12 protein-coding genes and 1 pseudogene are annotated in these 15,101 nt (G+C 61.9%); 8 read left to right on the top strand and 5 right to left on the bottom strand.

The features are described from left to right. Positions 1-13: 13 nt before the first annotated feature. The 7 genes from algG to E8E75_RS11615 all read left to right on the top strand — a co-directional run bounded on the left by algG (position 14) and on the right by E8E75_RS11615 (position 9,100). Complete coding sequence (gene algG / locus E8E75_RS11645; protein WP_120651056.1) at positions 14-1,588, top strand: mannuronan 5-epimerase AlgG; 1,575 nt, start codon at positions 14-16, stop codon at positions 1,586-1,588. Positions 1,589-1,599: 11 nt separating this feature from the next. Further along, entirely contained in the window at positions 1,600-3,021 is a 1,422-nt protein-coding gene (locus E8E75_RS11640) for an alginate O-acetyltransferase (protein ID WP_120651055.1), read from the top strand. Positions 3,022-3,031: 10 nt separating this feature from the next. Then, positions 3,032-4,138 (top strand): mannuronate-specific alginate lyase, encoded by a 1,107-nt coding sequence (locus tag E8E75_RS11635; RefSeq protein ID WP_120655196.1) that lies wholly within the window; start codon positions 3,032-3,034, stop codon positions 4,136-4,138. Positions 4,139-4,294: 156 nt separating this feature from the next. Continuing rightward, on the top strand, positions 4,295-5,785 hold the full coding sequence (locus E8E75_RS11630) for an MBOAT family protein (protein WP_280358833.1): 1,491 nt from the start codon (positions 4,295-4,297) through the stop codon (positions 5,783-5,785). A 9-nt stretch (positions 5,786-5,794) separates the two neighbouring features. Next, entirely contained in the window at positions 5,795-6,970 is a 1,176-nt protein-coding gene (locus E8E75_RS11625; RefSeq protein ID WP_120651053.1) for an alginate O-acetyltransferase, read from the top strand. Positions 6,971-7,008: 38 nt separating this feature from the next. Beyond that, entirely contained in the window at positions 7,009-7,608 is a 600-nt protein-coding gene (locus E8E75_RS11620) for an alginate O-acetyltransferase AlgF (protein WP_256661021.1), read from the top strand. Between the two features lie 49 nt (positions 7,609-7,657). After that, positions 7,658-9,100 (top strand): mannose-1-phosphate guanylyltransferase/mannose-6-phosphate isomerase, encoded by a 1,443-nt coding sequence (locus tag E8E75_RS11615; protein ID WP_120651051.1) that lies wholly within the window; start codon positions 7,658-7,660, stop codon positions 9,098-9,100. Between the two features lie 144 nt (positions 9,101-9,244). Here the strand turns inward: E8E75_RS11615 and E8E75_RS11610 are convergent, their stop codons facing one another. The 3 genes and pseudogenes from E8E75_RS11610 to E8E75_RS11600 all read right to left on the bottom strand — a co-directional run bounded on the left by E8E75_RS11610 (position 9,245) and on the right by E8E75_RS11600 (position 11,657). Beyond that, complete coding sequence (locus E8E75_RS11610) at positions 9,245-9,553, bottom strand: hypothetical protein (RefSeq protein ID WP_280358831.1); 309 nt, start codon at positions 9,551-9,553, stop codon at positions 9,245-9,247. A gap of 201 nt (positions 9,554-9,754) precedes the next feature. After that, a pseudogene (locus tag E8E75_RS11605) lies at positions 9,755-10,669 on the bottom strand (pyridoxamine 5'-phosphate oxidase family protein); the annotation flags it as partial. 100 nt (positions 10,670-10,769) lie between these two features. Next, positions 10,770-11,657, bottom strand: coding sequence for an alpha/beta hydrolase (locus tag E8E75_RS11600; protein WP_280358829.1), 888 nt, complete (start codon positions 11,655-11,657; stop codon positions 10,770-10,772). A gap of 176 nt (positions 11,658-11,833) precedes the next feature. Between E8E75_RS11600 and E8E75_RS11595 the strand changes: the two genes are divergently transcribed. Then, complete coding sequence (locus E8E75_RS11595) at positions 11,834-12,412, top strand: ABATE domain-containing protein (protein ID WP_153920040.1); 579 nt, start codon at positions 11,834-11,836, stop codon at positions 12,410-12,412. Positions 12,413-12,673: 261 nt separating this feature from the next. On the opposite strand, the gene E8E75_RS11590 is transcribed toward E8E75_RS11595, so the two are convergent. After that, entirely contained in the window at positions 12,674-13,504 is an 831-nt protein-coding gene (locus tag E8E75_RS11590) for an alpha/beta hydrolase (RefSeq protein ID WP_120651046.1), read from the bottom strand. Positions 13,505-13,798: 294 nt separating this feature from the next. Beyond that, positions 13,799-14,806 carry an acetoacetate decarboxylase (ADC) gene (locus E8E75_RS11585; RefSeq protein ID WP_280358824.1) on the bottom strand — a complete coding sequence of 336 codons (1,008 nt, stop codon included), beginning with the start codon at positions 14,804-14,806 and terminating at the stop codon, positions 13,799-13,801. Positions 14,807-15,101: the final 295 nt, after the last annotated feature.

The following is a 15,101-nucleotide window of genomic DNA, read 5'->3' as shown; positions in this document are numbered from 1 at the left end:
GGGAGGGCAATGAATGAACAGCCGGTGGCGCGTTTACTGCTCCCTGGCCTTACCCCTGCTGGTCGGCTCGCTGCTGACCAGCCTCGTGTTGGCCGCGTCACCGAGCTCCCCGTCCAGTAAAAATTCCGGCAAGGCCGCCCCGGCGGCCAAGACGTACACCGTCACCAGTTCCCCCGTGGAGCGGCTGAACCTGAGCGCACCTGCGCTGCCCGACCTATCCGGCTATACCGCCAACGCCGTCCAGGACAAGATCCAGCGAGACAAGCCCGGCCGCATCGGCGTACGCCGTATGCTGCGGCAACCCGTCCTCAAGCAGTTCGTCGGTGGCAAAAACCGCCTGGCCGAATGGGTCAGGCGCCAGGGCGGCATGCCCCAGGCGATCTTCATCGAAGGCGGCTACGCCGATCTGGCGACCCTGGCCAAGAAGCTCCCCAAGCAATATTTCCGCGCCATCGGAGACGACACCTACCTGGCTCGCCTGCCCATAGTCGTGGCCCGCGGCGCCACCCTGCACATCGATGGGAAGACGTTGCGCCTGTCCCAGGACCGCGGCGCGTTCCTGGTCAACGACGGCAAGCTCTTCGTGACTGATAGCACCCTCATCGGCTGGAATGAAAAAGCCAACGGCCCATCGGCATTTCGCAAGGACAAGGAATTCCGCCCCTTCCTTCTGTCCTGGGGCGGAACAGAGACCTACATCGTCAAGAGCCGCTTCAGCAGCCTTGGCTATAGCGGCGAGAAGTCCTATGGGCTGAGCATTTCCCAGTACACGCCTTCCATGCGCAAGCGCATGGGCCGCACCGCGCCGAGCGCCTGGCTGCTGGACTCGGAGTTCAGCGACATGTGGTTCGGCTTCTATTGCTTCGAGGCCGACGACGTCGTGATCAAGGGCAACACCTACCGCGACAACCTGGTCTACGGCATCGACCCCCACGACCGTTCACATCGCCTGATCATCGCCCACAACACCATCTCCGGCACCCGCAAGAAGCACGGTCTGATCGTCTCCCGCGAGGTGAACGACAGCTGGATCTTCAACAACCAGATCTTCGACAACAAGATTTCCGGCATCGTCCTCGACCGCAACAGCACCAACAACGTGCTGGCCTACAACGAGGTGTTCCAGAACCACGCCGACGGCATCACCCTCTACGAAAGTTCGAACAATCTCCTGTGGGGCAACAAGGTGGTCGGCAACGATCGCCACGGCGTTCGCCTCCGCAACAGCGCGAACATCCGCCTGTACGAGAACCTCGTCCTCGGCAATGGCCTGAGCGGCGTGTACGGGCATATCAAGGACCTCACCGGCCAGCACCGCGACCTCAAGCTCGACCCCTACGAAACCAAGGTGTCGCTGGTCGTGGTCGGCGGCCAGCTTGCCGGCAACGGCAGTGGCCCGCTGGCGGTCGATACACCGCTGTCCCTCGAACTGTATCGGGTGGACATGTCGATGCCGGACAAGGCCTCGGGCATTACCTTCAGCGGCATCCTCGGCGAACGCCAGGAAGAAATCCTCGATCTGCTGGTACGCCAGCGCAAAGCCGTCCGGATAGACCTGGTGGACAGTGGGACCAAACTTCAACCCTGAGGTTGAGCACCATGAACGCAAGCCAATCGATGCACCTGCCGCTGGCTCTCCTGCTCCTTGCCGCGACCGGCACGGTACAAGCCCAGGGCCCCGTCTACCATGCCGCGCCCTGCTGCAGTCTCTGTCCGGCGGCGCACGATGCCAGTCGCTACACCACCAACTATCAGAAGAACTTCGTCACCCTGGTAGAAGCCCAGGGCGACTGGCTGTTCCGCACGCGCGAGGACTTGCGCACGGAGTTCCAGACCACATCCGCTGGCTACCGGCGCCTGAAGCAGCTGCACGACGCCTTTGCGCGCAAGGGCATCGAACTGGTGGTGGTCTATCAACCGACCCGTGGTCTGGTCAATCGCAACAAGCTCAATCCGGCGGAGCTGGCCAGCTTCCAGTACCAGCGCGCGCTGACAAACTACCGGGCCATGCTCGGTCGCTTCCGCGACATGGGCTACCACGTGCCCGACCTCTCGGTGCTGGCCGATGAGCAGCAGACCCCCGCCTTCTTCTTCCGCGGCGACCAGCACTGGACACCCTATGGTGCGCAACGTACCGCCAGACTGGTGGCCGAGACGATCAAGCAGATGCCTGCCTACAAGGGCATACCCAAGCGCGAGTTCGAGAGCAAGGTGGTTGGCCGGATGGGCAAGAAAGGCACCCTCCACAACGTCGCCAGCCAGCTCTGTGGCGGCAGCTATGCCATCGAATACATGGACCAGTTCGCCACCGAGCCGAAGGACTCGAGCGACGGCGACGCAATGTTCAGCGATGCCGGGCATCCCCAGATATTCCTGATCGGCACCAGCCAGAGCGCACAGAACTACAACTTCAGCGGCTTCCTCTCCGAATACCTGCAGGCCGATATCTACAACGCCGCAGTTCCTGGCGGTGGCCTGGAAGGAGCCATGCTGCAGATGCTGGGCAGCAAGGACTTCCTCGAGAATCCACCGAAGATCGTCATCTGGGAATTCTCGCCGCTCTATCGCCTAGACCAGGAAAGCACCTACCGGCAGCTGTTCGCCATGCTCGACAACGGCTGCGTTGGCAAACCGGCGGTCATGTCAGCGAAGACCAAACTGCGGCCGGGCACCAACGAGGTACTGGTCAATGGCGATGGCGGTCTGAAGGACGTGCGCAATGGGCAGTACCAGATCGACGTGCGTTACGCCGATCCCACGGTGAAAACCCTCCAGGCTACCCTCTGGCACCTCAACGGCCGGCGCGAAACCCTCAAGCTCGACAAGCCCAAGACGGTCGACACCGATGGACGCTTCGCCTTCGAGCTGCGCACCGACTCGGACTGGGCCGACATGATCCTGCTCTCCCTGGAGCTGCAAGGCCCCCCTGCCGGCAGCCCACCGCAGGAAGTGGAAGTGAAGGTCTGTCAGCGAAACCGCAACGCCGGCCCGGTCCAGCACACCGCCCAGGCGGAACGTTGAGGACGTCATGATGCGCGCAACGGGCCTGTTCCTTCTCCTCCCTCTCCTGCTGGCCTCGGGTGCGACTCTGGGAGCAGGACTGGTGCCGCCTCCCGGCTACTACGCGGCCATCGAGAAGGAGCGCAAGGGCGAACCCGGAAAGTGCGACCAGGAAACGCCCTCTCCCTATACCGGAGCCCTGGTGTTCCGTAGCAAGTACGAAGGCTCGAACAAGGCCCGGGCGACGCTGAACCCCGAAGCCGAGAAGGATTTTCGCGAGAAGACCCGTGCCATCAACGATCTGGAACGCGGGGTCAACAAGCAGGTGATGCGATTCATGCGCGACGGCAAGCCTGAAAGCCTGCAATGCACCCTGCAGTGGCTCGGCGACTGGTCCAAGGCCGGCGCCCTTCTTTCCACCGAGTTCAATCACACGGGCAAATCCATGCGCAAATGGGCCCTGGGCAGCATGGCCTCGGCCTGGCTGCGCCTGAAGTTCTCCAGCTCGCGGCCGCTGGCGCCCTATGCCCTGCAGAGCCAGCAAATCGAAGCCTGGTTCGCCAGGCTGGCCGAGCAGACCGTCAAGGACTGGAGCGACCTGCCACTCAAGGAGATCAACAACCACTCCTACTGGGCCGCCTGGTCGGTCATGGCGAGCGCCGTGGCGACTGACCGCCGTGACCTGTTCGACTGGTCGGTGGCGCAGTTCCGGGTCGCCGCGGGCCAGGTCGACCCCGACGGCTTCCTGCCCAACGAACTCAGGCGGCAGAAGCGCGCCCTCGCCTACCACAACTACAGCCTGCCACCGCTGACAATGGTCGCGGCGTTCGCCAAGGCCAATGGCGTCGATCTGCGCGAGGACCACAACGGCGCGTTGCGCCGGCTCGCCGAGCGGGTCATGCAGGGTGTGGAAAACCCCGAGGTCTTCGCAGACAAGACCGGCAAAGGCCAATCGGTAGGCGAGCTGAAGGAGAACGGCAAATTCACCTGGTTGGAACCCTACTGCACGCTCTACCGCTGCAGTGACGAAACCCTCAAGTGGAAGCATTCCATGCAGCCGCTCATGAACTTCCGCCTTGGCGGAGACCTGACGCGGCTGTTCGATCCGCAGGCGGCGGAGAAAGCGAAAAACGGTTGACCGTCACGGGGCTGCGCACGGCGGGCGCGGCGAAGGACGTGGCACAGACAGCAGTAACCCGATCGCAACACAGGAGCGACGGGCGCAACACCTTGAACCAGGGGAGAAACGGGTGGGCCGCTTGGCCCTGACAGTTCTTCAATGGAGGAAACGCGGATGGTGTTTTCATCCAACGTATTCCTGTTCCTGTTCCTGCCGACCTTTCTCGGCTTGTACTACCTGAGCGGGCCGCGTTTTCACAACCTGCTGCTGCTGATCGCCAGCTACCTCTTCTACGCCTGGTGGCGGGTCGACTTCCTGGCGCTGTTCGCGGTGGTCACGGTATTCAACTACTGGATCGGACTGCGTATCGGTTCCGCCGGGGCGCGCACCAGACCCGCCCGGCACTGGCTGACCCTGGGCGTGATGGTGGACCTGTGCGTCCTCGGCTACTTCAAGTACGCCAACTTCGGCGTCGACAGCCTCAACGTGATCATCACCAGCCTCGGCATGGCACCCTTCGTGCTCACCCACATCCTCTTGCCGATCGGTATCTCCTTCTACATCTTCGAGTCCATCAGCTACATCATCGACGTCTACCGGGGAGACACGCCGGCGACCCACAAGCTGATCGACTTCGCGGCCTTCGTGGCGATTTTCCCGCACCTGATTGCCGGCCCGGTGCTGCGCTTCCGCGACCTGGCCGGTCAGTTCCATCACCGCACCCACAGCGTCGACAAGTTCGCCGAGGGCTGCACACGCTTCATGCAGGGTTTCATCAAGAAGGTGTTCATCGCCGATACCTTGGCGCCGCTGGTCAGCCACTGCTTTGCACTGGAGAACCCCAGCGCAGCCGACGCCTGGCTCGGCGCACTGGCCTATACCGCGCAACTGTACTTCGACTTCTCCGGCTACAGCGACATGGCCATCGGCCTTGGCCTGATGATGGGCTTCCGCTTCCTGGAAAACTTCAAGCAGCCGTATATCAGCCAGTCGATCACCGAATTCTGGCGGCGCTGGCACATCAGTTTGTCGACCTGGCTGCGGGACTACCTGTACGTCAGTCTCGGCGGCAATCGCGGCACCACCTTCCAGACTTATCGCAATCTGGTCCTGACCATGCTGCTGGGTGGTCTCTGGCACGGCGCGAATTTCACCTTCGTGCTCTGGGGCGCGTGGCACGGCACCTGGCTGGCCATCGAACGAGCCCTGGGCGTCGACGCCGCGCCACGGCGCTTCAACCCGCTGAAATGGTCCTTCACTTTCCTCCTGGTGATCCTCGGCTGGGTTCTGTTCCGTGCAGAGAACCTGCACGTCGCCGGACGCATGTACCAGGCAATGTTCGGCTTCAGCGCATGGCAGTTGTCGGAGCTCGGACGGGTCGGTTTCACCGATCTGCAGCTGGTCACCCTGCTTATCGCCTACGCCAGCCTGGCGCTGTTCGGCCTGCATGACTTCTACACCCGCCCCCTGGCTCATGGCGCGCCGAAGGTAGCGGCCCAAACCGCCGCCGACCAGGTGCCTCTCGTACCGCCACGCGCCCTGGGTGAGCGCGCGCTCGCCTGGGTTGGCGCGGTACAGCGCCCGCTCCTGCTCCTGCTGTTCTGCGCCTCGGTACTCAAGCTCTCGGCGCAGAGCTACTCCCCCTTCCTTTACTTCCAGTTCTGAGGCGGCGCCATGATTCGCTTCTCCCGCAATGCCTACATCGCCCTCTTCCTTGCCCCGTTGCTGGTCCTGGGCGTCTGGTCGGTGCGTGGACTGCTGGATCTGCGTCTGCCCCCCGACGCCTCCCTGCATGACGGCAAGATGGCCAAGGCGGTGGAGAACCACTACGAGGCGCAATTCCCACTGAAACGCCTGGGTACCAACCTGTGGGCAGCGCTCGATTACAGCCTGTTCGGCGAAGGTCGTCCGGGGGTGGTACTGGGTCGTCACGACTGGCTGTTCAGCGATGAAGAGTTCAATCCCGTACCCCGTGGCGAGCAGCAGATTGAGGCCAACCTGGAGCTGATCCGGGGCATCGACCAGCGCCTCAGCGAGCGCGGAGTGAAACTGCTGCTGGTGATCGTGCCGGCCAAGGCCCGCCTCTACCCGGAATACCTGGACGAAGAACAGCCCGCCCAGCAGCAGCTCGGGCTGTATCACCGCCTCCACGAGGCCGCCCAGCACGCCGATATCCTGGCCCCCGACCTGCTGGCCAGCCTGCTGCCGGCGAAGGACACGGGGCTGTTGTTCCTGCGTACCGATACCCACTGGACGCCCCACGGGGCCGAACTGGTCGCCCAGGAAGTCGCGCGAGCCGTGCAACGCAGTGCACCGCTCGATGGAGATCGCCAGCTCTTCACCACCCAACAGGCGGCGAGCAAGCCCTACCTGGGTGACCTGGCGCGGTTCCTGCCACTGGACCCGCTGTTCAGCGCCCTGCTGCCGGCTCCCGACCAGCTCCAGTCGCGCTCCACCCATGCAGTCGACGCGCACCCGAATGACGCCTCTGCGGCGCTGTTCGCCGATGTCCGGGTTCCCGTGGCCCTGGTCGGGACCAGCTACAGCGCCAACCCCGACTGGAACTTCCTCGGCGCCCTGCGTCAGGCCCTTGGCAGCGACATCCTCGACTTCGCCGAGAGCGGTCAGGGGCCGTTGCCGCCAATGCTCGAGTACCTGCAGAACGACGCGCTCAAGAACGCTCCACCGCAGTGGGTGATCTGGGAGTTTCCGGAACGCTACCTGCCGATGCCCCCCGACCTGAGCCAGTTCGAAAGGGAATGGATCTCCCAGCTGGTATCCGCCGGTTCGACCGGGTACCACCAGACCGCAACCGCCGACTCCGTATTCCCTGGGAGAAACCAACCATGAAACCGCTCCACCATCCCCGCCTGATCGCCACCGTGCTAATGACCAGTCTGTGCTGCTGGCAGGCCCAGGCTGACGACGCTGCCCTCTACGGCCCCGCCGCCCCTAAAGGCTCGACGTTCGTGCGCCTGTACAACGCCAGCAACCAGGAAGTCAGCGCCCTGGTCGGCACGGCCAACCTCGAAGATGTCGGTCCACTGGCGAGCACCGACTTCAGCTTCCTTCCCGGTGGCACCTATAGCGCCCGGGTCGGCAGCCAGAACATGTCGGTCCAGCTTGGCGCGAACCGCTACTACACCCTGGTCAATCTGCCCAACGGGCAGCCCCGGCTGGTGGAGGAAAAACCGTTCCGCAACAAGCAGAAAGCCCTGCTCAGGCTGCAGAACCTTTCCGACACGCCGCTCAGCGTGAAAACCGCCGACGGCAAGACCCCAGTGGTGGAGAACGTCGCACCGCAAAGCTCCGGCGACCGCGAGATCAACCCGGTCAAGGTCAACCTTGCCCTGTTCGCCGGCGACCAGAAGATCAGCGACCTGAAACCAGTCGCGCTCAATCGCGGCGAAGTGGTGTGCCTATACGTTACCGGTAGCAGCGGAAAGCTTGCTCCGGTGTGGGTCAAGCGGCCCTTGTCCAGCAACTGAAAACTCATAGCCCAGTAAGGCACTTGCAATTCACCAGCAGGAGATAACCATGATTCCCATTGTGCTTTCCGGTGGCAGCGGCTCGAGACTCTGGCCGCTATCCCGTCGACAGTTTCCCAAGCAGTTCCTCGCCCTTACCGGCGAGTACACACTGTTTCAGCAGACCCTCCAGCGCCTCACTTTCGACGGCATGCAGGCGCCCATCCTGGTCTGCAACAAGGACCACCGGTTCATCGTGCAGGAGCAACTCGACGCGCTGAAGCTCACGCCCCATGCGGTCCTGCTCGAACCCTTCGGGCGCAATACCGCACCGGCAGTGGCCATCGCCGCCATGCAACTGATCAGCGAAGGGCGCGACGAGCTACTGCTGGTACTGCCCTCGGACCATGTGCTGGAAGACCTCGAAGCCTTCCGCGACGCCCTGGTGCTCGCCACCAGCGCTGCCGAGCTAGGCGAGCTGGTGCTGTTCGGCGTACCGGCGACCCGGCCGGAAACCGGCTACGGCTACATCCGTTCCGAACAGGACCCGGTGTTGCCCGAGGGGATCAGCCGGGTCGCCCAGTTCGTGGAGAAACCCGATGCGGATCGCGCGCGGGAGTTCGTCGAGTCCGGTAACTACTTCTGGAACAGCGGCATGTTCCTGTTCCGCGCCAGTCGCTACCTGGAAGAGCTCAAGAAGCACGAATCCGATATCCACGACACGTGCCGGCTGGCTCTGGAACGCAGCAAGTGCCACGAAGACCATATCGATGTCGACGAGGCCACCTTCGCCTGCTGCCCGGACAACTCCATCGACTACGCGGTGATGGAGAAAACCGGACGCGCCTGCGTGGTACCGCTGGACGCAGGGTGGAGCGATGTCGGCTGCTGGGCATCGATCTGGGACGTGCATGACAAGGACGCCGACGGCAACGTCATCAAGGGTGACGTGGTCGTGCAGGACAGCCACAACTGCCTGGTGCACGGCAACGGCAAGCTGGTCTCGATCATCGGCATGGAGGACGTGGTGGTGGTGGAAACCAAGGACGCCATCATGGTCGCCAGCAAGAAGCACGTGCAGAAGGTCAAGCAGCTGGTGGAGAAGCTCAAGGCCGAGGGCCGCAGCGAGGTCGAGAACCACTGCCAGGTCTATCGCCCTTGGGGATACTACGACTCCGTGGACACCGGCGGACGCTTTCAGGTGAAGCACATCACGGTGAAACCCGGCGGTCGGCTATCGCTGCAGATGCACCACCACCGTGCTGAGCATTGGATAGTGGTATCTGGCACTGCCGAAGTGACCTGTGACGACAAGGTGTTCCTGCTCACCGAGAACCAGTCCACCGACATCCCCATCACGTCGGTCCACCGCCTCTCCAACCCGGGCAAGATTCCCCTGGTGCTGATCGAGGTGCAGACCGGCAGCTACCTCGGCGAGGATGACATCACCCGCCTGGACGACGTCTATGGTCGCGAGGAGCACGAGACGCTCGGGATCACGCCCCATCGCTGACTCATCGGTTACCTGTGGGAGCGATTTCAATCGCGGGTGAAATATGTCGAGGGGCAGAGTGGCCGAATGTGTAGGAGCGGGCTTGCTCGCGAATAAAGAAGGCTCGGACTGTTCGCGAGCAAGCTCGCTCCTACAGAAGTTTCTCTACGCCGACGGCTTGACCTTTCGATCAGCGCACAGGGAAATGACGAAATTGCGCAGTGCATCCCGCTCCACGATGCCCAACTCGCCGCGCTGGTAGCCGGCATCGATCAGCCCAATGCAATAGCCGTCGTACTCTTCGCACTGGTCGGCAGCCGAGAAGGCAAGATTGGCCACGGCGGCGTAGAAGGGTTTGATCGCGCCAGTATCCAGGCCGTCGATCATTTCCCGCAGCTCGACCGGGATCAACGCGGCGCCGGCAACGGCCCGGTCGTCTGCAATCTCACGGGTCCAGGAGTAACGATCAGTCATGCGCGGGGCCTCCAGGGGTGTCGGTGAGAGTGGGGACTGGAATGGTGATGGTAGTCCAGCTCCACAGGCCTCACCGGGTAGCGCGACGAGGCGAACCGACCGTTTACATGACCGCCGAGTCGCTCATGAAGGTTTCTAACCGCACCAGGGTATTCGGCGATACCGAAGTGCGGCTCACTGGCCTGACCGACCAGGTACAGGATCCTGGAAATCCCATCGGATCGACAACGCGCGCGGCCGAAGGACGGCTTGCTGTACGTCGAGGGTCCAGAGGCGTTGGGCACCCTCGAAGGCGGCAATCATCGGACTGTCGAACACCAGCTCGATCGCTCCGGACAGTTGCAACACGTTGCCGCTGAAGAAGTCGACGAAAAGCAGTCCGGCAACCGGGTTGAGCTGGAAGTTGCCCAGGGTGTTGAAGTGCTGGTTACCGGCATAGTCCGGAATGGTCAGGTGATTGCCCGTGACCATGATGAAGCCCGGTCGTCCGCCGCGATGGGAGACATCCACCGAGCGTTGGCCATCCTCGTGCTCGACGTAACTGGCGACGAAGAAGGTGTCGGCGTTGCGGATCATCGCTGTCAGGGTCTCGTTCAGCGCCGTGAAGTCCTGGCGCTCGCCCTGCCACCCGCCACGTGTCTCCTCGCGTGTGTAGGTACGCTGCTGGATGTACTGCGGGCAGTTGCCGAAGGACTGCTCGACGGCGACTTCCAGGCGCCCCGCTTCGACTCGTTGGAGGATGCCGTTCATGCGATTGCGCCGCCGCGTGTGCAGCTCGATGCCCAGCAGGCCGATGGTGCTGCCGGCGTCAAATCCGCTGGCAGCCGGGTCTTGCGGGTCGGGTTCAGTGACCAGCACAAGGCGCTGGGGATCGGGAGAACTGACAAAGCCTTCCGGCCCTTCGAGCAGCGTCGCCCAGGGTCGGCCCTGGGTATCCACCGCGCCGACGATGATGAATGGCAGTTGGTGAAAGAAGTCGCGGTGCTGGTCGGGCATGTAATCGCGGATCACCCGCTGACCGTAGGCTTCCATGTGTTCGGAGACGCCGACGCGTTCGTGCATCACCTTTTCACCGGCGTGCCAAGGGGAGAGACGGCGCTCGGGTAGATGGTCCATCGTGAATACCTCGCGGGAAGGCTGCCGGATTACCCGGCAGCGGGCTGCGGTGCGTTCCAAGGGCACGAAGCCAGGCACGCACGGAGGTCAGAGGAGGACGTCAGGCCCGAAGATTCCCCAGTACTTCTCGAATGCGCTGGGCGATATGGTCGACATGGGTTTCCAGGGCGAAGTGCCCGGTATCCAGCAATTCCACCACCGCAGCGGGATTGTCGCGCTTGAAGGCTTCGGCGCCCGGCGGGATGAAGAAGGGATCGTGCTTGCCCCAGATCACCAGGGTCGGCAGCCGGGTATCGCGGAAGAAGGCCTGGAACGCCGGGTAGAGCTTCAGGTTGTTGGCGTAGTCGAGGAACAGGTCGAGCTGGATGTCCTTGTTGCCCGGGCGTTCCAGGAGTAGCGCATCCAGGTAGTACGACTCGGGGGCCACCAGCTCCAGGTCCTTCACGCCATGCAGGTACTGCCAGCGGGTGCCTTCCAGGTGCAGCACGGCATCGTGCACCACCTTGCGGCGTTCGTGATTGTGCGGTTCGGCCCAGTAGGCGCGGATCGGTTCCCAGGCATCACCCAGGCCTTCCAGGTAGGCATTGCCATTTTGCGAAATCAGCCCGGTGACGCGATCCGGATGGGCCAGGGCCAGGCGCAGGCCGGTGGGTGCGCCGTAGTCGAACACATAGAGGGCGTAGCGTTGCAGGCCCAGCTTCTCGGCGAAGGCGCCGAGGGTTACAGCCAGGGCATCGAAGCTGTAGCGGTATTCGCGCTCGGGGGGTACCTCGGTGAAACCGAACCCCGGCAGGTCCGGCGCAACGATATGGAACCTGTCGGCCAGTAGCGGGATCAGGTCGCGGAACTGGTGGGACGAGCTGGGAAAGCCGTGCACCAGTAGCAAAGTGGGCGCGGCCGGATTACCGGCTTCCCGGTAGAAGACACGGACACCGTCGGCTTCGACGAACTGGTGGCGAACCGGGATATGCACGATGGGCGGAATCATGGTGGTCACTCCGTAACTTGTATAAACACTGTTAATGGTTACTTGTGGCGCTGAGTATGAACCCATCACGTAACCTGTCAATAGGATTAATAGTGGTTACAAGCATCGCCTTTCGTAACTATTCACTGATGCTTTACAGGGTTACCATTTCGCCATTCGTCTTCTGGAACGCCATCATGACCAGCGCCGCCTCCTCGCCTTCCCTCGAACCCTTCGTATTGGCCGACCACCCTGTGCTGGACATGCTCAACACCCTGGCCGCGATGGACGGTGCTCCCGTGGAGTTCTGGCGCAGCGATGAGGATGTCCAGGCCTGGCTGGACCGCACCGGCTGGGCCGTCCCCAAGGTGCGCTTTGCCAAGGGCGAGTTGCTGCAGGCGGCGTTGACCTTGCGCGAAACGGTGCGTGGGCTTGTGGAGCGGCGCAAGGCGGGCGGCCAGGGTTCGCCGGACGTACTCAATCGCTTCCTGGCGACACCCAGCTACCAGCAGCTGGACTGGCCGGCCAGTGGAGAACCGCGACTGGAGAACGTGTGGGCAACCGCTACCGCCGAACAGTATTTGGCGCCTCTGGCCGAAGCAGCCGCCAAGCTGCTGGTGGAAGGCGACTTCAATCTGGTGCGCGAATGCGAGCACCCGGACTGCGTGCTCTGGTTCTACGACCGCACCAAGTCCCATCGCCGCCGTTGGTGCAGCATGGCGCTGTGCGGTAACCGGCATAAGGTGGCCGAGTTCCGCAAACGCAAGCAGCAATGATGCAGGTCTTATCGGCCTGGCAGGGCAATGCTCTGCCGCCAACCAGCGGGTGAACGTTCAATTGAAAAAGCGAAAGACCTCCGCGCCAGGCTCTCGATTGCCAGCATCTGCCACTAAGCCACGGGGAGTTCCAGCGGACGAGCCTGTTAGGCGGTAACAAGTTGCGCGCCTCGGTGGTTCTGTTTGTCAGGGGCAGGCTGGCCACTTGAGCGACAGGTAGAGGGAGGAGCCAGGAAGCGAACTCCCTGGCTCCCGCAAAACTCAGCTTCGAACGAAGGCAAGCAGGTCGGCGTTGATCGTATCGGCGTTGATGGTAGGCATGCCGTGCGAGAACCCCGGGTAGATCTTCAGCGTGCTGTTCTTGAGCAGCTTCGCCGACAGCACGCCAGCGTTCTCATAGGGAACGATCTGGTCGTCGTCGCCATGCATCACCAGGACCGGAATCGTGATGCTTTTGAGGTCTTCGCTGAAATCGGTCTGGGAGAAGGCGACGATGCCGTCGTAGTGAGCCTTGGCACTGCCCATCATCCCCTGCCGCCACCAGTTCCGAATGATGCCCTCCGAAGGCTTCGCACCAGGGCGGTTATAACCGTAGAAAGGTCCCGCCGGAATATCCTGGAAAAACTGCGCACGGTTGGCGGCCAACTGGGCTTGCAGATCGTCGAAGACATCCTTGGCGAGACCGCCAGGATTGCTCGCGGTCTTCACCATCAACGGCGGTACCGCGCTGATGAGGACCGCCTTGGAAACAGGGTCTTCACGATGCCGCGCGATGTAGCGGACGACCTCGCCGCCGCCCGTGGAGTGGCCGGCATGGACGGCTCCCTGGACTCCGAGGTGGTTTACCACCGCAGCCGTGTCATCGGCGTAATGATCCATGTCGTGACCATCCCAGACCTGGCTGGATCGTCCATGGCCGCGGCGATCATGGGCGACTACGCGAAAACCCTGAGCCAGGAAGAAAAGCATCTGCGCATCCCAGTCGTCCGAACTGAGCGGCCAGCCGTGATGGAAGTAGATCACCTGGGCGTCCCGCGGCCCCCAGTCTTTGTAGAAGATTTCAACTCCATCTTTCGTTGTGACGTATCCCATGTTCGCTTCTCCTGTGTGATATGGAGGTCTGCAATTGGAGATGTTCGCCAATCGATAACGTTCATGACGTGGGTACTACACCTTTCTCGATGGGCGATACCTGGAAGCGGCTGGCTTTTCAATTGAGTCGGTTGGCCGCTATTGCACTCTAGGATTAAAGGGAACTTTAAGGTCGTGCTTTCTGCCGAGGTGCAGCACGAGAAGTAGCGAACTGGCTTGCTCCGGGTAGCCTCATCGACCTACCCGGAGAATTCAGACGCTGCATACGGGTGCATTTAGCTTTCCCGAAAACGCCTACTCCTTGTCCAGGATCGATTTCAGGGGTTGGGGGGCATAGAGCGCGCTTTGGAAATGGGGCACGTACTCATACTTCATCATTTTCCCCAGCTTCAGGGATTTCATGAACGTAGAAAGGCTGCCTTCATTCAGCGTGAGGCTGACCGACTCTTCATTCGTGCTGGAGGCGTGGCTCAGTTGGCGCGAGACAGCATAGCCGTATGTCAGCTCGCCAGTTCTATCGGTGTTCGTGAAGCCACTGGTCACCAGTTCGACTTCATCCGAAGGCGCGCTCAGCTTTTCTCCTTCAAAGACAACGTCGACCTTTCCGGTTTCGCTATCAAGGATCTCGAAGGTCACGGACTTGCCATCTTCCCGGCGATTGATACCGGTCAACCACTTCGGCAGGTTGTACCCGACCACGCCCCTTACCCTCGCAAGTTCGGTATTGACCGGAAGCTTCAGGACGTACCCCCAGAAATCCTTCGACATCGACTGCCCCATCAGGGAAATAGGCCCCAGATTCGACGTTCCAGGCTTGCTAGTAACGATGGACAGGGCAATCTCGTTGTAGCTGTCGTTATCGCAGTAGTCGTACGAGTAAGCGGTAAAGGCGACCAGGCCCCTGCCCGGCCAGACCTGAAGAGGTTGGACGTTCGCCAGGACTTCAGCGGGCATCAACTCTCTCAGCGTGTCCAGGTCCGCCGTGAAGACCGCGGTAATCCTGTTGTTCTTGTAATAGAAGTTTGGTGAGTAGGATTCGAATCCCATGTCGACCTTCGTTTTCTTGAGTCCCCTGAACCAACTCAGGTCAACATCTGGGGCTTCGGACTCTATGGTGGAAAGCGGAGGATTGGAGCGGAAGCGGTCGTACAGGCCACCTGCGACCACGGGAACTTCATGACCGCCAATGGTCATCATCACGCTTTCCGCCTCCTTCGTTTCGACTGGGCTATCCGCCCATGCGAAAGCCGATACGGCATTCATGAGTACTCCCGTCATTACCGCGAAACTGCCTCTCTTCATTTGCTAATGCCTCCGCCAAGTGCGTGAATGCTGATGTCTTGTGTCAGATGAAATCCGTCTTTATGGCCGGAGCTCGGAACTAGACCGCCATGCTTCTCGAGCCAGTCCAGGGCCAATATCCATCTCTTGGGTCGTGCCCTGTGGAGCCCGCCAACAGAACCCTAACGTTTAACTTAACTTTAAGGTCAAGCACTTACACGCAAACCTGCGAATCCCCTGCCCTGCTGGCTTGAGCCTGTCGGCTAGACGCGGAGGAAACCTCATGCAAAGGAGTGGCAAAGCTGCGCGAGGCAAG

This window comes from Pseudomonas sp. BN606 (genome assembly GCF_029873115.1).
Taxonomy (GTDB): Bacteria; Pseudomonadota; Gammaproteobacteria; order Pseudomonadales; family Pseudomonadaceae; genus Metapseudomonas.
The sequence above is the reverse complement of the archived record's forward strand: the minus strand, read 5'-3'. Positions and strand labels throughout refer to the sequence as shown.